The 21818-nt window shown below is 72.7% G+C and carries 21 protein-coding genes; 10 read left to right on the forward strand and 11 right to left on the reverse strand.

Annotation, left to right across the window (positions count from 1 at the left end):
• Positions 1–31 precede the first annotated feature (31 nt).
• Positions 32–517, reverse strand: a complete 486-nt coding sequence (locus J8M51_RS33980) for an HIT family protein (RefSeq protein WP_086756245.1) — start codon at positions 515–517, stop codon at positions 32–34.
• Between the two features lie 81 nt (positions 518–598).
• Between J8M51_RS33980 and J8M51_RS33985 the strand changes: the two genes are divergently transcribed.
• Together J8M51_RS33985 and argG are read left to right on the forward strand one after the other, a co-directional pair.
• Entirely contained in the window at positions 599–1012 is a 414-nt protein-coding gene (locus J8M51_RS33985) for a VOC family protein (RefSeq protein ID WP_086756247.1), read from the forward strand.
• A gap of 134 nt (positions 1013–1146) precedes the next feature.
• The gene (gene argG, locus J8M51_RS33990; protein WP_086756248.1) at positions 1147–2598 is read left to right on the forward strand and encodes an argininosuccinate synthase; all 1452 of its coding nucleotides are present in this window, start codon (positions 1147–1149) and stop codon (positions 2596–2598) included.
• 40 nt (positions 2599–2638) lie between these two features.
• On the opposite strand, the gene J8M51_RS33995 is transcribed toward argG, so the two are convergent.
• The gene (locus tag J8M51_RS33995) at positions 2639–4279 is read right to left on the reverse strand and encodes a HEAT repeat domain-containing protein (protein WP_267299722.1); all 1641 of its coding nucleotides are present in this window, start codon (positions 4277–4279) and stop codon (positions 2639–2641) included.
• A 221-nt stretch (positions 4280–4500) separates the two neighbouring features.
• Between J8M51_RS33995 and J8M51_RS34000 the strand changes: the two genes are divergently transcribed.
• Complete coding sequence (locus tag J8M51_RS34000) at positions 4501–4938, forward strand: DUF6422 family protein (protein ID WP_086757984.1); 438 nt, start codon at positions 4501–4503, stop codon at positions 4936–4938.
• A gap of 40 nt (positions 4939–4978) precedes the next feature.
• Here J8M51_RS34000 and J8M51_RS34005 read toward each other — a convergent pair whose 3' ends face one another.
• Positions 4979–5167, reverse strand: a complete 189-nt coding sequence (locus tag J8M51_RS34005) for a hypothetical protein (RefSeq protein ID WP_256965312.1) — start codon at positions 5165–5167, stop codon at positions 4979–4981.
• A gap of 148 nt (positions 5168–5315) precedes the next feature.
• Entirely contained in the window at positions 5316–5534 is a 219-nt protein-coding gene (locus J8M51_RS34010; RefSeq protein ID WP_086757980.1) for a hypothetical protein, read from the reverse strand.
• 159 nt (positions 5535–5693) lie between these two features.
• On the opposite strand from J8M51_RS34010, the gene J8M51_RS34015 reads away from it, so the two are divergent.
• Entirely contained in the window at positions 5694–6317 is a 624-nt protein-coding gene (locus tag J8M51_RS34015) for a hypothetical protein (RefSeq protein WP_086757979.1), read from the forward strand.
• 36 nt (positions 6318–6353) lie between these two features.
• On the opposite strand, the gene J8M51_RS34020 is transcribed toward J8M51_RS34015, so the two are convergent.
• Positions 6354–6971, reverse strand: coding sequence for a TetR/AcrR family transcriptional regulator (locus tag J8M51_RS34020; protein ID WP_267299723.1), 618 nt, complete (start codon positions 6969–6971; stop codon positions 6354–6356).
• A 115-nt stretch (positions 6972–7086) separates the two neighbouring features.
• Between J8M51_RS34020 and J8M51_RS34025 the strand changes: the two genes are divergently transcribed.
• Positions 7087–7839, forward strand: a complete 753-nt coding sequence (locus J8M51_RS34025; protein ID WP_267299724.1) for an NADPH-dependent F420 reductase — start codon at positions 7087–7089, stop codon at positions 7837–7839.
• Positions 7840–7943: 104 nt separating this feature from the next.
• Positions 7944–8735 carry a dienelactone hydrolase family protein gene (locus J8M51_RS34030; protein ID WP_267299725.1) on the forward strand — a complete coding sequence of 264 codons (792 nt, stop codon included), beginning with the start codon at positions 7944–7946 and terminating at the stop codon, positions 8733–8735.
• Position 8736: 1 nt separating this feature from the next.
• Here the strand turns inward: J8M51_RS34030 and J8M51_RS34035 are convergent, their stop codons facing one another.
• Entirely contained in the window at positions 8737–10122 is a 1386-nt protein-coding gene (locus J8M51_RS34035) for an alpha/beta fold hydrolase (protein WP_267299726.1), read from the reverse strand.
• A 233-nt stretch (positions 10123–10355) separates the two neighbouring features.
• On the opposite strand from J8M51_RS34035, the gene J8M51_RS34040 reads away from it, so the two are divergent.
• Entirely contained in the window at positions 10356–12494 is a 2139-nt protein-coding gene (locus J8M51_RS34040) for a TerD family protein (RefSeq protein ID WP_267299727.1), read from the forward strand.
• A gap of 22 nt (positions 12495–12516) precedes the next feature.
• On the opposite strand, the gene J8M51_RS34045 is transcribed toward J8M51_RS34040, so the two are convergent.
• Positions 12517–13695 carry a cytochrome P450 family protein gene (locus J8M51_RS34045; RefSeq protein ID WP_267299728.1) on the reverse strand — a complete coding sequence of 393 codons (1179 nt, stop codon included), beginning with the start codon at positions 13693–13695 and terminating at the stop codon, positions 12517–12519.
• A gap of 156 nt (positions 13696–13851) precedes the next feature.
• On the opposite strand from J8M51_RS34045, the gene J8M51_RS34050 reads away from it, so the two are divergent.
• Positions 13852–14535 (forward strand): TetR/AcrR family transcriptional regulator, encoded by a 684-nt coding sequence (locus J8M51_RS34050; RefSeq protein WP_267299729.1) that lies wholly within the window; start codon positions 13852–13854, stop codon positions 14533–14535.
• 36 nt (positions 14536–14571) lie between these two features.
• Here the strand turns inward: J8M51_RS34050 and J8M51_RS34055 are convergent, their stop codons facing one another.
• Complete coding sequence (locus J8M51_RS34055) at positions 14572–14772, reverse strand: ferredoxin (RefSeq protein ID WP_267299730.1); 201 nt, start codon at positions 14770–14772, stop codon at positions 14572–14574.
• A gap of 22 nt (positions 14773–14794) precedes the next feature.
• Positions 14795–16078: a cytochrome P450 gene (locus J8M51_RS34060; RefSeq protein ID WP_267299731.1), complete on the reverse strand. Its 1284-nt coding sequence runs from the start codon at positions 16076–16078 to the stop codon at positions 14795–14797.
• Positions 16079–16258: 180 nt separating this feature from the next.
• Between J8M51_RS34060 and J8M51_RS34065 the strand changes: the two genes are divergently transcribed.
• Positions 16259–16738 carry a MarR family winged helix-turn-helix transcriptional regulator gene (locus J8M51_RS34065; RefSeq protein ID WP_086762933.1) on the forward strand — a complete coding sequence of 160 codons (480 nt, stop codon included), beginning with the start codon at positions 16259–16261 and terminating at the stop codon, positions 16736–16738.
• 94 nt (positions 16739–16832) lie between these two features.
• Here J8M51_RS34065 and J8M51_RS34070 read toward each other — a convergent pair whose 3' ends face one another.
• Complete coding sequence (locus J8M51_RS34070) at positions 16833–17891, reverse strand: SCO2400 family protein (RefSeq protein WP_256966264.1); 1059 nt, start codon at positions 17889–17891, stop codon at positions 16833–16835.
• Between the two features lie 429 nt (positions 17892–18320).
• Between J8M51_RS34070 and J8M51_RS34075 the strand changes: the two genes are divergently transcribed.
• On the forward strand, positions 18321–20078 hold the full coding sequence (locus J8M51_RS34075) for a lysyl oxidase family protein (protein WP_256966265.1): 1758 nt from the start codon (positions 18321–18323) through the stop codon (positions 20076–20078).
• Positions 20079–20186: 108 nt separating this feature from the next.
• Here the strand turns inward: J8M51_RS34075 and J8M51_RS34080 are convergent, their stop codons facing one another.
• Positions 20187–21686: an MFS transporter gene (locus J8M51_RS34080; RefSeq protein ID WP_179203466.1), complete on the reverse strand. Its 1500-nt coding sequence runs from the start codon at positions 21684–21686 to the stop codon at positions 20187–20189.
• Positions 21687–21818 lie beyond the last annotated feature (132 nt).

Below are 21818 nucleotides of genomic sequence, written 5' to 3' on the forward strand. Positions count from 1 at the left end.
TCACCGGACCCGCACCCGACAACGCACCCCCTCAGCCCGGCTCCGGCGGCAAGCCGACCCCCAACTCCTCGCTGATCGCCTCGCGCAGCCCGGCATGACGCGCCCCGAGCGCGTGACGCCCGTCGCTCCACCGCTCCCGGGGGTACAGCCACACCGGTCGGCCGACCAGTTCCGCCGGCTCCCACCCGTATCTCGGCCAGACATGCGCGTGCAGAAACGGGTCCGTGTTGCCGAGGATCTCCAGGTTCACCCGCCGGAACGCCGGGTCCAGCCGCGCGCAGGCCCGCTCGACGGCCTCACCCAGCCGGTCCATGTCCGCGAGGAACGCCGCCCGCCGGGCCCTCGGCAGCTCCGAGAGCCGTTCGACCGCCGGGTCGTCCACGAGGAGCACGCAGTACCCCGGCAGGAACTGCGTGTCCCCGATCACCGCGAACCCGGCCGTCAGCCTGCGCAGTACGGTCGGGTTCGTCCCCCGCAGCGCGCTGCCGATCCGGTCGTGCCGCCAGTCCTCGGTCATGTCCGGTGACTCTGCGATCATCGTTTCACCATCCAACTATCGTCCAACCATTGTCCAACTACCTTTCCTCCAGGAGCTGTTGTGTCCGAAGAGCCCGTACCCGCCGTCCGTGAACTCCGGCTGGTCGTCACCGCCGCCGACTACGACGCCGCGCTGCACTTCTACCGCGATGTGCTGGGCCTGCCCGAGCGGGCGGCGTTCTCGTCCCACGGAGGGCGGGTGTCGATCCTGGAGGCGGGCCGGGCGACGCTGGAGATCACCGACACGAAGCACGCGGAGTACATCGACGAGGTGGAGGTCGGCCGCCGGGTGGCCGGTCATGTGCGGGTCGCCTTCGAGGTGGACGACTCGACCGCGACCACGGCGAAGCTGGCCGCGGCCGGCGCCGAGGTGATCGCCGAGCCGACCCGCACCCCCTGGAACTCGCTCAACGCCCGCCTCGAAGGCCCCGGCGACCTCCAGCTGACCCTGTTCACGGAACTCGGCGACGCCTGACGAGGCCCGCAACAGCCCTCCACGGCCCGCAACAGCCCTCCATGGCGATCCACGGCCCCCGCGTCCCCCGCACGTGAGGGCCGTCACCGGAACCGCGCTTTGCATGATCATGCATTGGCATGCATAATATTTCCATGTCCAAGGTCCTCACCTCTCTTCCGGCCGGCGAGCGCGTCGGCATCGCCTTCTCGGGCGGGCTCGACACCTCGGTCGCCGTCGCGTGGATGCGCGACAAGGGTGCTGTCCCGTGCACCTACACGGCTGACATCGGCCAGTACGACGAGCCCGACATCGCCTCGGTGCCCGGCCGCGCGAAGACCTACGGTGCCGAGATCGCGCGCCTGGTCGACTGCCGGGCCGCGCTGGTCGAGGAGGGCCTCGCCGCGCTGACCTGCGGCGCGTTCCACATCCGTTCCGGCGGGCGGGCGTACTTCAACACGACCCCCCTCGGCCGTGCCGTCACCGGCACGCTGCTGGTCCGGGCGATGCTGGAGGACGACGTCCAGATCTGGGGCGACGGCTCGACCTTCAAGGGCAACGACATCGAGCGGTTCTACCGCTACGGCCTGCTGGCCAACCCGCACCTGCGCATCTACAAGCCCTGGCTCGACGCCGACTTCGTCACCGAGCTGGGCGGCCGCAAGGAGATGTCCGAGTGGCTGGTCGCGCACCAGCTGCCGTACCGGGACTCCACGGAGAAGGCGTACTCCACCGACGCCAACATCTGGGGCGCCACCCACGAGGCCAAGACCCTGGAGCACCTGGACACCGGTCTGGAGACCGTCGAGCCGATCATGGGCGTCCGGTTCTGGGACCCGTCGGTCGAGATCGCCACCGAGGACGTGACGATCGGCTTCGACCAGGGCCGCCCGGTGACGATCAACGGCAAGGAGTTCGCCTCCGCCGTCGACCTGGTCATGGAGGCCAACGCCATCGGCGGCCGGCACGGTCTCGGTATGTCCGACCAGATCGAGAACCGCATCATCGAGGCCAAGAGCCGCGGCATCTACGAGGCCCCGGGCATGGCCCTGCTGCACGCCGCGTACGAGCGCCTCGTCAACGCCGTCCACAACGAGGACACCCTCGCCCAGTACCACTCCGAGGGCCGTCGCCTCGGCCGGCTGATGTACGAGGGCCGCTGGCTGGACCCGCAGGCCCTGATGATCCGGGAGTCCCTGCAGCGCTGGGTCGGCTCCGCGGTCACCGGCGAGGTCACGCTGCGGCTGCGGCGCGGCGAGGACTACTCGATCCTCGACACCACCGGCCCGCACTTCAGCTACCACCCGGACAAGCTCTCCATGGAGCGCACCGAGGACGCCGCGTTCGGCCCCGTCGACCGCATCGGCCAGCTGACCATGCGCAACCTCGACATCGCCGACTCCCGCGCCAAGCTGGAGCAGTACTCGGTGCTCGGCCTCATCGGCTCCGGCAGCCCCGCGATCGGCGCGGCCCAGGCCGCCGCGACCGGCCTCATCGGGCAGCTCCCGGAGGGCGGCGCCGAGGCCATCGCCTCCCGCGGCGCGACCACCGGCTCCGACGACGACGAGCTGCTGGACCGCGCGGCGATGGAGTTCGGCACGGACTGACCGCCGACCCGAAGAAGTGGGAGGAGGCCGGCCCGGCGGTTCACGTCGGGCCGGCCTCTCCGTGTCGTTTCAGGTCGTCGAGGACGCGCCGGGCCGTGTAGCCGATCTGGCTGGGCGACGGAAGCTCCGCGAGCGCGGTGATCACGCCGAGCAGCTCGGCGGCCGAGGGCGCGGGGGGCGGTGCCTCGGGCAGCTCGCCGTATCCGTCGACGTAGCGGCCGATCCCGCGCAGGGCCGCGTGACGGACCGGCTCGGAGGCGTCGTCGAGGTGGGCGAGGAGGACCGCGAGGTCGCTCTCGTCGTCCTCGTCCAGGACGCCGAGGACCGTCACCCTGACCTCCTCGGACGGGTGGTCGATCAGCCGTCGTACGGCGGGCAGGGTCTCGGGGTACGCGGCGAGCGCGTTGCCGGTGTACCAGAGGTTCCGCTCGTCGGTGGTCAGCTGGGTGAGCAGGGCCTTTGTCACCGCCCGGCGTCGTGGGCCCGGCGGCTCGTGGTCGCCCAGATGCGCCAGTCCCCTCAGCGCCCCGGTCCGTACCTCCGCGTCCGGGTCGGCCAGGAGCGGCAGCAGGGTGTCCACGGCGTCGGGGGCCGCGAGTTCGCCGAGGGCGGTGGCGGCGGTCGCCCGGACGTACGGGTGGCCGAGACCGGGGCCCAGGTCGGGCCCGGGACCGGCGGCGGCCGTCGCCGCGATCCACCGGACCGCCGTCGGCGTACCGATACCGGCCAGCGCCAGTACGGCGCTCGCGCCCGCGCCCGGACGGTCCAGCCACCGTACGGCGGCGGGCACGGCCCGGGCGTCTCCGCGATCGCCGAGGGCGCGCAGCAACTGGGCGGCGGTGTCGGCGGCGGTCTCGGCCTCCAGCGCGGCGAGGAGCGCGTCGGCCGTCTCCGACGGCTGGAGCAGCGACAGCAGCGACTCGGGCGCTCCCGCCCGGCGCAGCGCGGAGAAGAGACCGTCGACCGCCCCGGACAGCCCCAGCGGTGCCGGCACCGCGCCGACCGGGCCGTACCGCGGCTCCCTGGCGATGAGCAGCGCGCACATCCGCCGAACCTCGGGGCACTCGTCGCGCAGCCCGCCGAGGAACGTGTCGCGCAGACCGCGCAGTTGCGGGTCGGGCAGCATCTCCAGGGCCCGCGCGCGGGAGAGCCCGTGGCCGTGCCGGGCGGTCCGGATCAGCTCGTCCCGTACGAGCGGCTCGTCCCGGCGGGGGTAGAGGGCGCCCTGCGCGAGCCCCCACACATACGACCGCGGGTCGCCCAACAACCGTATGAGCACGGCAGGTTCGGCCGTCCCGCCCCGACTGTCCAGGCCGATCATCCCGTTGAGCCGCAGATGCCAGTCGGGGTCCTCCAACAGCCGCCGGAACGCCTCCGTGACGTCCGGCCCGGTCAGCGCCAGCCGTTCGGCCGCGAGCGAGGCCCGGCGCCGTACGAGCGGGTCGGCGTCGCCCATCAACCCGACGACCACCGGCCCGGCCTCCTCCCCGCCGAGCGGCCCCAGCCGGCCGAGCGCGTCCGCCGCCGCGGCCCGCACCGGGGCGTCGGGGTCCCCGGCCGTCCCCACGACGGCCGCGCCCACCCCGGCCACGACGTCACCGTGCTCGGCGGCGGCCCAACACCCCACCCGCCCCAGCCCTTTGACGGCGGCGGCCCGCCGCCCGGCCTCCTCCGACGCCAACTCCCGCAGGAAAAAGGCGACCTGATGCGCCGCCCCACGCGCCCCACCGCCCCGAGTCTTCCGGAACCCGCCCATTCCGCTCCCCCTCCGTAGCCCTCTGGGAGAACGACTCCTCGCACGGCCCGGGAGTTGTGCGGCTTCCCGGTGGCAGGTCGGCGCCGCCGGTCGGACACTGAAGGTGTGGCAGTCCAGGGCCTCTTCGGCGTGGAGGTGTTTCCCCGATGACGAACCTTGACGAGCCGACGGCCGCGGGCGTACGGAGCGGGACCGGATGGGAGGCGTACTGCCCGGAGGAGGACCACGCACCGGACGGCACCGTGTACGGCACCCGCGAGGACGCCGACCGGGCCGCTGTCGCGCACAATGCGGAATTCGCTCCGCCGCATCACGCTCGGGCGCGGGTGCACATCCCCGACTTCGACGAGCGTCTGAAGGCGCTCAGCGACGAGCAGTCCGAGGCGCTGGAGCAGGCCGCGCTCGTGGTCGTCGGCGCGCGCCATGAAGCCGCCGCCATGTTGACGCGGGTCGGAGCGGCGCGTTTCGCCGACGACTGGTTCGGGAGCCGGTGCCGTACGTGCGGGTGCTCGGAATACGTGGGCGACGCCGCGAAGTGCGGCAGGAGCGGCTGCCGGCACTCGGCGGCGCGGCACGCGACCTGAGGTGGTCCGAGATGGACCGAGGTGGCCTCGGCTGCCTCGGCTAGTCGTTGTCGCCGTTGTTGCGGTTGCTGGACGCGGTGTTCGCGCGGCGCACCACCTTGCTCGCCACCTCCGTCGTGCGGGCCACGCCGCGCGCCCAGGCGGGCGCGTCGCCTCGGGCCGTCCAGTAGACGCAGACGCAGCCGCCGAGCGCGAGCAGGATGACGACGGACAGAATGAGGACCAGCACGGTTGTTGCTCGCTCTCTGGCGGGCCGAGGTGGACAGTTGTCGACCATAGCCAGATAGAGGTCGCACTCGTACGGTCGTTCCTGATCCGGACCGTCCCGTGACGGACCCGGTACCGGAGATACGGGACCCGGTCGCCCCGGCTCACGCTCAGGCGTGCTGCCGTCGGCCCTGACCTTGACCCTGCCTCTGATCCTGGCCCCGGCCGCGCAGCAGGCTGACGCCCGCGCCGAGCGAGACGACGCCCATGCCGACGGCGGTCGCCACGCCCTGCGCTCCGTCGACGACGAAGGGGGCGGCCGCCGCGACGACGAGGTTGAACAGGAACAGGAACCACAGGACGGGCTTCGAACCGAGCAGGGCCTTCATGGGACTTTCCTTTCGGGGGGAGTCACGAGGCCGTTCCGACCTCGTGCTTCAACGATCCCGTCCGGCGGTCCGGGTAACGAGGGAGTGCTCTCCCGGACCGGGGGTGTAGCGGGCTACACCCCCGGTCCGGATGTCAGTGGCGGGCGGTACGTTCCGGCCATGGGGATCTACCTGGTGAGCGTCGACGCAGAGGAGTGGTTCGATGCGGAGGGGGGTGAGGAGGAGGACGAGGAGGAGGACGAGGAGGAGCTGCGGTGGGGGCGGGTCGCCTCGGCGTTGAACGAGGAGCTGCGGCGGCGGGGGCTGCCGTCCTACGACTCGGTGCCCGAGGAGGCGGAGTTCGTCCGTGGCTCCGGGCAGGCCTTCGAGGAGAAGCTGGTCCCGCCGATGGACGGGTTCGTCAGGCTGTGCGACGCCCACCTCACGCACGAGGAGGCGGAGCGGCTCTGCGGCTGGTCGGTGCTGGTGCCGCTGCCGCTGGAGGAGGACATCGAGCTGGACGTCGAGACCGGCTACGCGGACTCGGCCGTCGTCGCCGGCGCCCCTCAGGTGCTGGCGCTCGCGGAGCGGCTCGCGGCGGCCGTCGTACTGCCGCCCGAGACCCCGGAGATGTGCGACAACCTCGACCTGACCACGTGGTTCCTGGACGGAGACGCGAAGAGACTGGCGGCGACCCGCCCGGGCCCCTGGGCCGACGACCTCGACACGGCCTTCTACGTCGCCCTCTATCTGCGCGCCGCCCAGCACTCGCTCCGCCGAGGCTGCCCGATCGTCTACGTCTGACGCGCCCGCCCCGAGGTCCGGCCGCGCCCCCGGCCGTCACGCCAGCGTCGCGAACGCCTCGTCCAGGAGGGCCACCAGATCGAGGTCGCCGTCCGAGGCGGTCCAGTGGTCGAGGGCGATGGTGAGGCAGTCGATGGCGGCGGCGGCCCGTACGGTCTCGGCGAGGGCCGGGGGCCCCGAGGAGCCGTGGCGTGCGGCGAGGGCCCGGGCCAGCGTGGGCCGCCAGCCGTGCTGTTTCTCCAGCTGGCGGGCGCAGAGCGCGGGGGTGTCCCGGACCAGCCGGGCGGTGGCGAGCGAACCCGCCGGGTCCTGGTGATAGCGCTGGATGACCGTGTCCAGCGCCCGCCGCAGCGCCGTCCAGTCGTCCTCGTCGGCGGGGCGGGCGCGCAGCGCGTCGGCGACCCAGGTGCCGTGCGCGTCGAAGGCGCCGAGGACGGCGTCCTCCTTGGTGCCGAAATAGCGCAGGAACGTGCTCCGGGACACCCCCGCGGCCGACGCCAGATCGTCGAGCGTCACCTTGTCGAAGCCGTCGCGCAGGAACAACTCGAAGGCCACCTGGGCCAGTTCGGCCCGTACGGCGGCCCGTGCGATGTCCCTGGTGTTCGCCCGCGCGGTCTCCCCCGCCTTGGGTGCCGCTCCGCTCGCTCCGCTCACCCCGCGATGCTACCGCCGGACGACCCTCGCTTGCAGGTGTGAGCCTCAGTGGCTACCGTGACACTCAGTTTCACCTTTGGTATCCATTCTCACCGCGGACCGGAGACCTGTCGCCATGACCAAGACCCTCGGACTCATCGGCAGCGGCATGATCGGCGGGGCGCTGGCCCGGCTGGCCGTCGCCGCCGGACTGGACGTCGTCCTCAGCAACTCGCGCGGCCCCGAGACCCTCGCCGACCTGGTCGGCGAGCTCGGCGCCCGCGCCCGCGCCGCCACCCCCGCCGAGGCCGCGCGCGCCGGTGACCTGGTGGTGGCCACGGTCCCGCTGCACGCCTACGCACGGCTCTCCGCCGCCGACCTGGCGGGCCGGACCGTGATCGACACCATGAACTACTACCCGGAGCGCGACGGCCGCCTCGCCGAGCTGGACGGGTCCGAGCTGACCTCCAGCGCCCTGGTGCAGCGGCATCTGGCCGACTCGTACGTGGTCAAGGCGTTCAACACCATCGACTTCCGGCGGCTGCTCACCAGCGCCCGGCCCGCCGGGGCCGCCGACCGCAGCGCCCTGCCGATCGCGGGCGACCACCCGGCGGCCAAGGCGGAGGCGACCGCCCTTCTCGACGCCCTCGGCTACGACACGGTCGACCTCGGCCCCCTCGCCGACAGCTGGCGCGCCGAGCCGGGTACGCCGGTGTACGTCACGCCGTACCTGGCGGAGCGCCCGGCCGGGCTGAGCCAGGAGGAGGCGGGGCGCTGGTTCTTCGAGACGCCGGGTGTGCCGGTCCCGGCGGCCCGGGTGCGGGAGCTGACCGACTCGGCCGTCCGGGGCGAGCCGGGCGGCTCCCTCATGGCCCTCGCGGGCGACTGAGAGCGCCTGACGGCCCGACGGTGCCCGACCGCGCCTGAGCGGGGCGCTCCCGCCTCCGCCACCTCCTCGCCGCCCCACCCCTCGCATCAGGAACGAGCCCACCCATGACCTCCACCCCCGCCGCCTCCGCCGCCTCCTCCACCCCCTCCGTACGCGCCTTCCCGACGGACATCCCGACCCCCGACGGGACCGTCGACGCGCATGTCTTCCACCCGGCCGACGGCGGGCCGCACCCCGGCGTCCTGCTCTACATGGACGCGTTCGGGGTGCGTCCGCATCTGAAGGGGATGGCGGAGCGGCTGGCCGGGGCGGGGTACGTGGTCCTGCTGCCGAACGTGATGTACCGCGGCGGGCGGGCGCCCCTGGTGGAGCTTCCCGCGTTCATCGACCCGGCGGAGCGGCCGGAGATCATCGAGCGCATCCGTCCGGCGATGCGGGGGCTGACCCCGCAGGCGGCGATGCGGGACGCCGGGGTCTACCTGGACCGGCTGGCCGCCTCGCCCCTGACGAACGGCGGCCCGGTCGGCGTCACCGGCTACTGCATGGGCGCGGGGCTGGCGCTGCGTACGGCGGGCACGTACCCGGAGCGGGTGGCCGCGGCGGCCGGGTTCCACGGGGCGTACCTCGCGACCGACGCGCCGGACAGCCCGCATCTCCTCGCCGACCGCGTGACCGCCGAGCTGTACTTCGGCCACGCGGACGACGACTCCACCAACCCCGCCGAGCAGATCGCCCGCCTCGACAGGAGCCTCACCGCCGCCGGTGTCCGCCACCGGGGCGAGGTCTACGCGGGCGCCCACCACGGCTTCACCCAGGCCGACACCGCCATGCACAGCCCCGAGGCGACGGAACGCCACTGGGCCGCACTGCTGGACCTGCTGGCCCGCACCCTCTGAGTCACCCGGCCGTGGTGCCGACCCTCCTCAGGAACTCCGCGAGCGTGCGCGTGGCCGTGTTGTGCTCGGTGGCGGCGAAGAGCGGGTCGAGGTGGTTCATGCCCTCGTCGGACGCGTGGACGGCGTACGGGACGCGGGACTCCGCCACGACGCGGCGCGCGCTCTCCACGACGGTGCCCTTGGAGTAGCTGGTCCCGAAGGCGTAGAGGGGTATGTCGAGGCCGGTGGCGTGCCGCAGGCGCAGTCCGAGGGAGCGGGCCAGGTCGGTGTCGGCGTAGACGTCGCTGACGTCCAGGTCCACGGAGAGCCGGGCCGGCCAGTACCACTCCCACACCCCGGGCACGGGCCCGGCGTACGCCTCCGCGACCCGCCCGATCGGGGTGATCCCGTCGTCGGCCCACCCGCGTACGCCGTCGGCGTCGGCCTCGGCCGCGAGGTGACCGGAGTGGACGCTGATGTCGTTGGGCCAGCCGAAGCCGGCGTCGACGAAGCTGCCGAGCAGCGCGGCGTTGGTCACCGGGAACGGCACCCGCAGTGCCTCGGGCACCCGGTCCTGGAGGACGGACCGGCCCTCGGGGTCGTGGTGGGCGTACCACCCGGCGAGCTGGTACCAGATCTGTGTGCTCTCCGCCCGGCCGCCCAGCCCGACCCCGCTGAGCGTCATGTCGAGGACCCGCCCGCCGGCGATCGCCGCGAGCCGCTCCCGCACCTCCTCCGGCGAGTCCTGCACCGGCGCCCCGGTCCCCTCGAACGCCCCGCGCACGCCCCCGTCGAGGACCGCGAGCCCCACGAGGTCCCGGTACCCGGCCCGCCCGCCGAAGTCCCAGGCCGCGTACGCCATCGCGGTGGTCGCGCCCCACGAGTGCCCGCCGAGCACGACCCGCCGCCGCCCGCCCGCGCGAGCGGCGCGCACGACGCACCGCAGGTCGTCGAGGGTCCGCGTCAGCCCCCACTGCCCGAAGTACCCGGCGGCGGAGGGTTCCAGCACCCGGTACCGCCCGTCGAGGTAGTAGCCCGCCGGGTCCCCGCCCTCGAACCCGCTCCGGTCGGCGAGGTTCTCCTCCCGCCGGTCGACGGCCCACACCTGGATGCCGGGCACGGAGGCCACCAGATCCCGTGCCATCAGCCGGAAGTCGTTGGCAGCGCCGAACATCCCCGGCACCAGCACCACCACGGTCCCCGCGTCCCGCGGACCCACCTTCAGCACATGCACCCGGTCACTCCCGGCGGGCCCGCCCCCGGCCCCGACCGCGACCGGCACGTACACCTCACCGCCCCGGCCCCCGGCGGCCGAGGCATACCCGCCCCCGGCCCCGATCCCGGCAAGCACCAGCCCACCGCCCAGCCCACCACGCAACACCGCTCTACGCGCCAGACGCTTCGTCATCTCCGGTCGTCTCCTTGGAAGTTGGGGGGTAACGACACCGCCCTCAGCTTCCTCCGACCGGCACACGAGCCGATCACCGGGGCACCGGATCGGACGGTTTCCGATGGATCGGCGTATGTCGGCCCGTGGCGCACTAGAGTTCTGCCTGCGTCGAATGTGCGGCATGTCACACGGGGAGTGGGTGACGGGCGCAGGGGGCCCGGCATGCCCGTGTGCGGGGATTGGGGGCTTTCATGCACGAGATGACCAAGGGCGCCAACGTCGGGTTGGCGGGACTGAGCGACAACGTCGACTCGGTGAGTGTGACGCTGGGATGGGCCAGTTCGACCGGTGAGGGCGACGCGGACGTCTCGGTCATGCTGCTGGGCGCACACGGAAAGGTGCGCGGCGACGGCGACTTCTACTTCTACAACAACCCGGTGGCCGCCGACGGCAGTGTGCAACTCCTGGGCAAGAAGCCGGCCGGGGAGGGCAGCGAGGACCAGATCGTCTTCGATCTGACGGCGATCCCGGACGACGTCGAGCGCATCGTCGTCGCCGCGAGCCGGTACGAGGACGCGCGCTTCGGCGAACTCGACGATCTGCGCGTGACCTTGGCCGACGGCTCCGGCGAGGGGCTCCTCCGGTTCGCGATCGACGACGCCGGTTCGGTGAGCGCGTTCATCTTCGGCGAGCTGTACCGGCGCGCGGGCGAGTGGAAGTTCCGGGCCGTGGGCCAGGGCTACGACACCGGACTGGCGGGCCTCGCGACGGACTTCGGCGTCGACATCGACGACGACGCCGAGGCGGCCGAGGAGCCGGTGGAGGAGTCGGCCGAGGAGTCGGCCGAGGACGAGGGCGAGCGGGCGGAGTCGGCATCTGCGGCACCCGTGGTCGCGGTCGCGGCTCCGGCCGTGGAGCGGCAGTCGCCGACGCCGGAGGCCCTCCCCGCACTCCCCGCGCCCAGGCAGCCGGGAGCCGACGCGGAGCCGGCCGGTCAGAAGGCCCCGCAGGAGGCGGAGCCGGCGGCGGCGGAGCCGAAGAAGGTGTCCACGCGCCCCCGGACCGCCAAGAAGAAGGTCACGCTGCCCAAGGCGGTGAAGAAGTCCCTCGCGGAGAACGAGTCCTGGAAGGAGGCCCGGCTCTTCCCGGTGTCGGCGCTGAAGAGCGACCGCGACCGGGAGACCCGGGCCACCTCGGTGCTGCTGTCGGTGATGGCGCAGGTGCCGGAGTTCGGCAGGCGGCTCACCGCCGCGTTCGGGGCGCCGGCGGGCCGTACGGAGACGTTCACCGAGGTCTCCCTCCCGCACGGCGAGACACCGAGGCGCCCGGACGGTGTGATCCGGGTCGAGCGGGCCGGCAAGCTGTGGACCGCGCTGGTGGAGACCAAGACCAACGGCAACGCCCTCAAGAGCGAACAGGTGCAGGCGTACATGGACATCGCCGCGCGGCGCGGCTACGAGGCCGTGATCACGCTGTCCAACGACGTCGCGCTGGAGGGCAGTCCGCTCGTCGACGTCAAGATCGACGGCCGGCGCAAGCACAAGGTGGCCCTCTGGCATCTGTCCTGGGCCGAGGTCGCCCACCAGGCCCAGATGCTGATCCGGCACGAGGGCGTCGGCAACAGCGCGCATGCCTGGCTGCTCCAGGAACTCCTGCACTACCTCCAGCACGACAACTCCGGCTGCCACGGCTTCCAGAACATGGGCGCCGCCTGGGTCCCCGTCCGTAACGGCATCGACGACGAGACCCTCTGCCAGGGCGATCCGCGCACCCTGGAGGTCGTCGAGAGCTGGGAGCGGCTCATCCGGCAGGTCTGTCTGGGGCTCGGCGGTGAACTCGGGCAGAAGGTGCTCCCGGTCCGCCGCGCCAAGCGGGGCACCGACCCCGGGGTCCGGCGGGCCTTGATGGCCGACGAGCTGTGCCAGCGGGGGACGCTGCGGTCCGAGGTACGCATCGAGGGGACGCCGGGTGTCCTCGCGCTGAGCGCAGATCTGCGGACGGGCAAGCTGCGGACGTCCATCGAGATCCCCCCGCCCGAGCAGGGCTACCCCCTGAACTGGGCCAAACGCCTGGTCAAGCGGCTGGCCGAGGCCCCGGCGGACCTCCATGTGGAGACCCTCGTCGAGGGCGGGACCGGCGGCCCCCGGGGCACACTGGAACGGCTGCGCCCCGAACCGGCCGACCTGCTCCCGGCCAACGGCGCGCAGATCACCGGGTTCCGGCTGTCCCTGTTCAAGGGCATGGGCAGTACGCGCGGCAACGCCGAGTCCGGGTTCATCCGCAGCGTCGACGACGCCGTACAGCGGTTCTACGCCTCTGTCGTGGTCCATCTCGACAGTCCGGCTCCGCGCCGGGCGCCCTCGGCGGAGCGGGCCGTCGCCGCCGGCTGACCGGTGTCGCGGTCCCGGCCGGTCACCCGAGGCGGACCGGCAGTTCCGGAAGTCCCCTCAGGAGGGCGCCGGTCCGCCAGGTGAGGTCGGCCGGGGCGGTGGCGAGGGTGAGGCGGGGGTGGCGTCGCAGGAGGAGACGCAGGGCGATCGTGGCCTCGGTGCGGGCCAGCGGGGCGCCCAGGCAGTGGTGGAGGCCGTGGCCGAAGGCGAGGTGGGAGTGGGGGCGGCGGGTGAGGTCGAAGCGGTCGGGGTCCGGGAAGTGGGCCGGGTCCCGGGAGGCGGCGGCCAGGGAGATCTGGACGGCGTCGCCGGGGGAGACACGGGTGCCCGCGAGGACCAGCGGTTCGGCGGCGAAGCGCAACGCGGTGCCGTGGACCGGGGAGTTGTGGCGCAGCGACTCCTCGACCGCCGCGCCCGTCAGGGTGAGGTCCGCGCGGAGGGCGGCGAGCTGGTCGGGGTGGGTGAGCAGGCTGTGGACGGTCGCCGAGACGAGGTTGACCGTCGTCTCGTGGCCGGCGACCAGGATCAGGAAGGCCATGCCGAGGAGTTCCTCGGAGGAGAGGGCCTCGGCGTCCGCCGCCGCGAGTTCGCTGAGCAGGGTGTCGTCGGGGGCGGCGCGCTTTTGGGCGATCAGGTCGGTGAGGTAGTCCGTGAGGGCCGCCGCGGCGCCCGCCCCCGCCTCCGGCGACGTCGGCATCACCAGCTCCGTCGACCAGTCGTGGAACACGTCCCGGTCCGGGCCGGGCACGCCCAGAACCTCGCAGATCACCGCCACGGGGAGCGGCAGCGCGTACCCCTTCACCAGGTCCGCCGTGCCCTCGGCGGGCAGTTCGGCCAGCAGGGCGGTCGCGATCTCCTCGATCCGGGGGCGTAAGGACGCCGTGCGGGCGGGGGTGAAGCGCGCGGCGACCGAGCCGCGCAGCCGGGTGTGGTGCGGCGGGTCGCTCTGCAGCATGTTCACGCCGATCGCGTGTCCGCCGTCCGTGTCCCAGGCGGAGTGGCGGATGTCGCTGCTCAGCCGGGGGTCCGTCAGCGCGGCCCGCGCGGCGTCCCGGCCCACCACCAGCCAGCAGTCACCCGTCTGCGGGATGTGCACCCGGTGGACGGGTCCCCGCGCGCGCAGCGCCGCGTAGACGGGGTGCGGGTCGGCCGCGAAGTCATGGCCGTCGGGGGCCAGTTCGTCCAGTGTGGGCGCTCGCATGACTGGTCGCCGCCTTTCCGTTCGCGGGTGGATGTGCCCCGAGTGACCTCTGATCTATATGGGGAGTACTCCCCGTTTAATGCCTCGACGATAGCATCGGGGCTGTCGGGGGCATCGGCGACGGGGTGCAGTCCCCGTTTCACGCGGAGGATCAGGATGACCGTCGGTGTGGGCCCCGTCACACCGCCGCCACGGCGGCGTGACGCGCGGCGGAACCGGGAACTGCTGATGGCGGCGGCCCACGAGGTGTTCACCGAGCAGGGGCTCGAAGCGCCGCTGGATGTGATCGCCCGCCGGGCCGGGGTGGGCAACGCGACGCTCTACCGGCACTTCCCGAGTCGCGCCACGCTCATCGACGCCGTCTTCCACGACCAGCTCGCGGGCACCATGGCCGTCGGGGACCGGGTCCGCAACGCGCCGGACGCCTGGACCGGGCTGAACGAATACCTCGGCGCGGTCTTCGACACGCTCGCGGCCGACCGGGGCACGAACGATCTCATGACCACACACGTCCGGGGCGTCGACGTCCTGGAGGACGTGCACGAGCACAACCGGCGGACCGTGGCCTTCCTGCTGGGGCGCGGCCGTGACGAGGGCACGGTCCGGGCCGACGTCACCACCGAGGACGTCCTCTTCGCCCTCGCCGCCCTCGGCCGCGCCGTCCCCGCGCTCACCTCCGCCACCACCCCGGACGCCTGGCGCCGCCCCCTCACCCTCCTCCTCGACAGCCTCCGCCCTCCGGGTCCCCCGACCCCGCCCCTGCCCGGCCCCGCCCTCACCGCCGGCCAACTGGAAGAAGTCCTGGCGGAGTTGGGGCCGCATCGGGCGGCGCGGGGGTAGGGGTGCAGGGACGTAGGGGGCGGGCCCGCCCCCGGCTCACCCCTCCGGGTCCACCCCGATCGCCCCCGCGGGGCAGACCGCCGCCGCCTCGTGGGCGGACGGGTGGCGGGAGGGGGGCGGGGCCGGGTCGAGGAGTACGACGATGCCGTCCTCGTCGCGCTGGTCGAAGATGTCGGGGGCGACGAGGACGCACTGGCCGGCGCCGCAGCACTTCGTCTCGTCGACGTGGAGCTTCATGGGGACACGGAACCCTTCGTCGTCACCAGCGGACCGGGACCTCGCGCAGGCCGCCGACGAGGAGGCCTTCGACCTTGCGCAACTCGTCGGCGGGGACGGCGAGTTCGAGGGTGGGGAGCTTGCGGAGGAGGACCTCCAGGACGACCTGGAGTTCGGTGCGGGCGAGGGCCTGGCCGAGGCAGGAGTGGGGGCCGGCGCCGAAGGTGAGGTGGGGGTTGGGGCTGCGGGTGAGGTCCATCTCGGCGGGGGCGGCGAAGACACGGTCGTCGCGGTTGGCCGAGGACATCCCGCAGAACACCGTCGTCCCGTCCGGCAGCACCTCCCCGTCGAGGTCCACGTCCTCGCTCAGATAGCGCCGCATCCCGAAGCCGCCGAGGTTGGCGTCGAAGCGCAGCACCTCCTCCACCGCCGTACGGACGAGGGACGGGTCCGCGAGCAGCCGCTCCCAGCGGCTCCGGTCGGCCAGCAGCAGCGCCGCCATCTTGCCGATCATGTTCGCGGTGGTCTCGTGACCGGCCACCAGCAACCCCATGCCGGTGGCGAGGAGTTCGGCCTCCGTGAGCCGCTCGGCCTCCGGCAGCGCCGCGCTCTCCACGATCAGCATGCTGAGCAGATCCTCGCCCGGCGCGGCCCGCTTGGCGGCGACCAGGGCGGCCATATAGCCCGCGAACTCCTTGAACGCCGCGCCCGTCTCCTCCTTCGAGAACCGGCTGACGTTCAGGAACGCGTCGGACCAGTGCGAGAAACGGTCCCGGTCCCCGGCCGGCGCGCCCAGCAGATCGCAGATGACGTACACCGGGAGCGGGAAGCCGAGGGCCGCCTTCAGATCGGCCGGCTGCCCCCGCTCGGTCATCTCGTCGAGCAGGGACTCGGCGATCCCCGCCATCCCCGGGCGCAGCGCCGCCATGCGTTTCGCGGTGAAGTACCGGCCGACCTGGCGCCGCCAGCGCAGATGCGGTTCGCCCGTCTCCGGGATCGCCAGCTCGTACTCGGGGGACGCGTCGGCCGCGACACCGCCCGAGCCGTCGGCGGAGAGCCGCGCGGAGTCCTCCCCGGCGCGGGGGCGGGCGAAGCGCGGGTCGGAGAGGAGGGCGCGGACATCGGCGTAACGGCTCACGAACTTCGCCCGGTCGCCGCTCGGCAGCTCGACCGTCGCCACCGGGCACCGTGCGCGCAGCCGCTCCCATGCGGCGGGCGGGTCCAGGGGGCCGTCACTGACCATCGGCAGCCGCACCACCTCGTCGTCCGGGTGTTGCGTCCCGTGTTTCGTGTTCCTCGTGGTTCCGCTCGTCTCGGTCTGGCTCATCTCGTCATCTCCTGGTGGGGGGAAGGGAGGGAGACAGGAATGCACGCTACACAGGTAGTGCATCATGCATCAATGGTGCATGATGCACTCTCCGTGCATGGCGCAATTTCGACGTAGGGTGAAGGCTTCAGTCAGGGGCTCGGTGAGGGGCCCGGAGGTCGGACGGTCAGGAGGAGATCGGTGGATGCCCGAGAGGCGGGGGAGCGCATCGAGCGGGAGCTGCTGATCCTGACGCGGAACCGCGAGACGTCGACGCCGCGCGGCGTCCGCGACGGCGGTGCCCTGGACCGCAGCGCCTATGTGCTGCTCACCCGGCTGGAGGCCCAAGGGCCCATGTCCATCCCGGACTTCGTGGAGGCGTTCGGGTTCAACGCGTCCACGTTCACCCGGCAGACCTCGGCGCTCCTGCGGGAGGGCCTGGTGGAGCGGACCCTCGACCCCGACGGGGGAGTGGCCCGCAAGTTCCGCATCACGGAGGAAGGCGCGGCGCGTCTCGTGGCGCAGCGCGAGGAGTTCGTCGACGGCCTCACCGGTGTCATCGCCGACTGGCCCGCCGAACGCCTCCGCCGCTTCGTCGCCGACCTGGAGCGGTTCAACACCGATATCGAACGCGTCAGCGGACGTTCCTGGCCACGCCCGGTGGCCGCCGACGAGCACTGAGGGAGTCCGCGTGCAGGGAGTGCGCGTGACGCGTAAGGGCCGGCCGTCGTCAGACGGCCGGCCCTTCTCGCACGGTCGAGCCGGCGGTCGTACGTCAGCTCACACAGACCAGTCCGAGCAGGCACAGCCCCGAGGGCGACGTCGTCGCCGTGTCGGAGCCGGAACCGCCGTCCGACGTTCCCGTGTCCGAGCCGCTGCCCGAGTCCGAGCCGCCGCCGGTCTCGGTACCCGTGGACGCACCGGAGTCCGAGCCCGAACCCGTGTCCGAACCCGTGCCCGCGCCCGTGTCCGCCGAGGAACCGGCGTCGTCGGTGGCCGGGGGCGTGGTCGTCCCGGCCGACGGGGTGGTCGTGGGGTCGTCCGCGGTGGTCCCGCCCGCGCCCGCGGAGCCGGTCCGCGCCTCCTGGGCGGACGGCGTGGCCGAGTCCGTACGGGGGGCGTTGGGGTGCTGCGCGCGGGAGCCCGACCGGTTGGCGGTGGAGCGGTCGCGCGAGGTGTCGCCGGACGGGGTCCAGGTGGTGGGGGCGTCCGGGGTGCGCCGGGTGTCGTCGGTCTCCGTCGCGGACGACGTACGGCCGCCCTGCGAGCCCTGTTCCTCGACGGAGCCCAGGCTCTCGGCGTCCGGCGCGGTAGCCGCCTGGGTGCGGTCGGTGGACTGCCGGTCCATGCCCATGACGGTCAGCCCGCCGCCGACCAGTGCGACGGCGGTCGCGACCACGGCCCGGCGCTGGTTCTTCTTCCACCGCGCCATCTGGCGCCGCCGCGCGGCCCGCCCCTGCGGCGCCACGGGGACACCGTCCAGGTCCACGTCAGGGTCGGCATCCGCGTGTGCGTCGACGTCGACGTGGACGTCCTCGACGCCGGACACCGGCCCCTCGTGCCAGCCGCCGTCCCCCGCCCCGTATCCCCAGGCCGCCGTCGGCAGCGTCGGCACCATCGGTGCCGCCGGTGTCGTCGGCGGCATCGGGATCATCACCGGCCCGGTGGCCGTCGTCCCGGCCGGGCCCGAGGGGCTGACCCGGCTGTCGATCGTGGCCGGGGCTATGTCGGGCGCGTAGGCGCCGCAGCCGGGGCACACGAGAGCGCCGTTGAGATGTCGGCGACACGAGGTGCAGTAGTCCATGGAGAGATGGCGGTCTTCCTGTGTGGGCATGCCGTCGACCCGCCGGGCCGCGGCCCGGTCACGTCACGTTCGCACGTGGGATCGAGCGGATCGAGCGGTCAGCAACGCTAACGAGCCATTCTCAGAGCTGTGTGCAGGCTGTGTGACGCTCCTGCGTGGATCCGCCGGGGACTTGGCGCCCGTTCCGCAGGGACGTACGGGCATGTGTGCGAGCCGTGCCCGCCACGGACCACCCGCCGCAACCAGCCACACCTTTTGCCGAATTCCTCATCAACAGGCAACCCACACCCGCCATTTACCAATCTCTCAAGTTGCTCACAGGGTGAACGGGCCGGGTCCGGCCGGTCGGCTCCGGGGTGCGTTGGGGCGCATCCGCACGGCCGGCCGGGTCCGTCGGTCGTCGTCCGTGGGCTGTCCAGTCCGATGCCCCTGACCAGGGCACTCGCAGACGAGGAACCGATGACCAGCCAGAACACCAGCTCCATCACCCCGACCGACGGCCAGGAGCGCCGCCGGCGCCTGACCCGCCCGGGCCTCGCCGCCCTGGCCTCGCTGACCGTGGTGGCCGCCGTCGCCGGCGCCGCCCCCGGCGCCGGTGCCGCGCCCGCCGCGGCGAAGACCCCCGGAAAGCCGCAGATCAAGCTGATCGCCGCGTCGAAGTCCGTGACGCTCACCCGCTACGAGTGGTCCCAAGGCGTCAGCCTCCAGCTCGGGACGTACGTCTCGGTCGACAACGCGCCCCTGGAGTTCCAGGTGACGCGTAAGTCGTACAAGGACCCGGTCGTCGCCAAGCAGATCCTCCGCGACGGCAAGACCGTCAAGACGAAGACCCTGCCGAAGGGGACCGTCGACGACTTCTCCGGGCTGAAGGACTTCCTGGAGATCTCCGTCAAGGACGCGAGCGGGAAGGAGGTCGTGAAGAGCAAGGGGAGTTTCTGCCCGAACAACGCCTCCGGCCGGATCCGCCCGGACGCCCCGGACACCAACCACTATCCGCAGAGCTGCTCCACCAACCCGTGGACGCTCGGCTCGGTGTGGGGTGTCGAGAAGGGCTGGGCCACCAACACCACCAGCTGGAACTACGACACCCCGGTGGACCTGCCGGCCGGTGAGTACACCGCCCAGGTGGGCGTGGCGAAGAAGTACCGCGACCTGTTCGGCATGGGCAACGACCGGCCCACCGTCAAGGTGACCGTGCGCGAGGACACCGAGGGCGGGGGCGAGGGCCTGGCCCCGTCGAAGTCCTCGTCGTCCACCTCCTCCCACCACGGTGGCGGCCACGGCGGCGGCAAGACCGCGCAGGCCGTCCCGGACGGGCAGCAGCCGGCCCCCGACACCCACCACTACGGCCCGCGCGGCGCCGACGCCCCGACCCCGCCCGAGCTTCCGTACGCCCTCGTCGACCGGGGCCGCGCCAAGCACCTGGGCGACGGCGCCGGCCACACCGACGGCTCCCGCATCGCCCCCGCGCTGAAGGCCGCCCCCAAGCGGCCCACCGGCAAGGCGGGCGCCCCGGCGAACACCCCCAAGCCGGACCTGCGTTCGCTGCCCGCGTGGGACATCGCCATCACCGACGGCGAGGACGGCGACGTGGCGGGCAAGGACTACCTCGCCTTCAGCGCGAACGTCTGGAACGCGGGCCCCGCGCCCCTCGTCGTGGACGGCTTCCGCAAGCCGGGCGCGGACCTGATGGACTCGTACCAGTACTTCTACGACGCCAAGGGCAAGCAGGTCGGCTACGCGCCCGCCGGCACCATGGAGTGGGACCCGCGCGAGGGCCACGAGCACTGGCACTTCACGGACTTCGCCAGCTACCGCCTGCTCAGCGAGGACAAGACCAAGGAGGTGCGCTCCGGCAAGGAGGCGTTCTGCCTGGCCAACACCGACGCCATCGACTACACGGTGAAGAACGCCAACTGGCACCCGGAGAACACCGACCTGTCCACCGCGTGCGGTTCCGAGGACGCCATCAACGTCCGTGAGGTCCTCGACGTCGGCTCCGGCGACACGTACACCCAGTACCGTCCCGGCCAGTCCTTCGACATCACCGACCTGCCGAACGGCACGTACTACATCCAGGTCATCGCCAACCCGGAGAACCGCCTCCAGGAGACCAACACCAAGAACAACGTCGCGCTGCGCAAGGTGATCCTCGGCGGCAAGGAGGGCGCCCGCACGGTCCAGGTCCCGCCGCACGACCTGATCAACGCCAAGTGACTGCGACAGTGGTAACCATCTGAGCCTCCCCCCGGCGACGACGAACCCCCAGGCCCATGGCCTGGGGGTTTCGCTGTGTACGGGGGGTGAGGGTTGGGGGCGGGGATGTCACGCCTTCGCCGTGGCGGCCTCCGTCTCCGACTTCGTCTCCGTCGGCTGTACGGGGCCCCGGGCGTCCGGCGCCGGGGCGGCCGTACGGCGGCCGGGGATGAAGGAGGCGAGGACGAAGGCGAGGAGGGCCGCGCCGGCGCCGATGGCCATGACGACCTTGAAGCCGTTCTCGGAGGGCAGGGCGTAGCCGCCGAAGTCGGTGGTCATCTGGGCGAGGATGACGCCGGCGAGGGCGCTGGCGAACGACGTGCCGAGCGAACGCATCAGCGTGTTGAGGCTGTTGGCGGCGGCCGTCTCGGACTCCGGTACGGCGCCCATGATGAGGGCGGGCATCGCGCCGTAGGTGAAGCCGACACCGCCGCCGATGACGCAGGAGACCAGGACGAGGTGCCAGACCTCGCTCATCAGGACGATGTTGAGCCCGTACCCGGCGGCCACGATCAGCGCGCCGACCATCAGGGTCACCTTCGGCCCCTTGGCCTTGGTGAGCCCGGCGGACACCGCGGACATGGCCATCATCACCAGACCCTGCGGGGCCAGCACCAGGCCGACGGTCATCATCGACCTGCCGAGGCCGTAGCCGGTCTGCTCGGGCAGCTGGAGCAGCTGCGGCAGGACCAGCGACATCGCGAACATCGAGAAGCCGAGCGCGACCGAGGCCAGGTTGGTGAAGAGCACCTGGGGGCGGGCGGTGGTGCGCAGATCGACCAGCGGCTGCTTGGCCCGCAGCTCGTAGAAGCCCCACGAGCCGAGGACCACGACCGCCGCCGCGAACAGTCCGAGCGTCGTCCCGCTCGTCCAGCCCCAGTCGGCGCCCTTGGAGACGGCCAGCAGCAGCGAGACCAGTCCGGCGGACAGCCCGAGCGAGCCGACCAGGTCGAAACGGCCGCCGGTGCGGACCTTCGACTCCGGTACGACCACCAGGACCAGCAGGAAGGAGAGGGCGCCGAGGGCGGCGGAGGTCCAGAAGAGCAGGTGCCAGTCCCAGTTGTCGGCGATGAAGGCGGCGGCGGGCAGCCCGAGGGCGCCGCCGACACCCAGCGACGCGCTCATCAGGGCGGTCGACCCGGCGAGGCGCTCGGCGGGCAGGACGTCCCGCATGATGCTGATGCCGAGCGGGATGACGGCGGCGGCCAGCCCCTGCAGACCCCGGCCGATGATCATCGGGACGAGCGAGTCGGCCAGTCCGCAGACCACCGAGCCGGACACCAGCAGCACGATGCTGAGCAGCAGCATCCGCCGCTTGCCGAACATGTCGCCGAGCCGCCCCACGACCGGCGTCGCCACGGCCGCGGCGAGCAGGGTGGCGGTCACCGCCCAGGCGGTGTCGGACGCCGGCGCGTCCAGCAGCCTCGGCAGCTCCGGCACGATCGGGATGACCAGCGTCTGCATCAGCGCGACGACGATCCCGGCCAGGGCCAGCACCGCCACCACGGCGTTGGGCCGCGCGGGGGTGCCGGCCCCCGCGTCGGCGGGTCGGGCAAGGGCGTGGGACATGGCGGGGCCTCCGTCGGAACTGGTTTGCTTGACTAACTCAACCATAATTAGATTGCTTGACTTACGCAAGCTAGTTCTTCCGGGGAATCCGGGCCGCTCCATGGGAGACTCGGGGCGTGATTATCGAACGTG

The sequence above is a fragment of the Streptomyces griseiscabiei genome (assembly GCF_020010925.1).
Taxonomy (GTDB): Bacteria; Actinomycetota; Actinomycetes; order Streptomycetales; family Streptomycetaceae; genus Streptomyces; species Streptomyces griseiscabiei.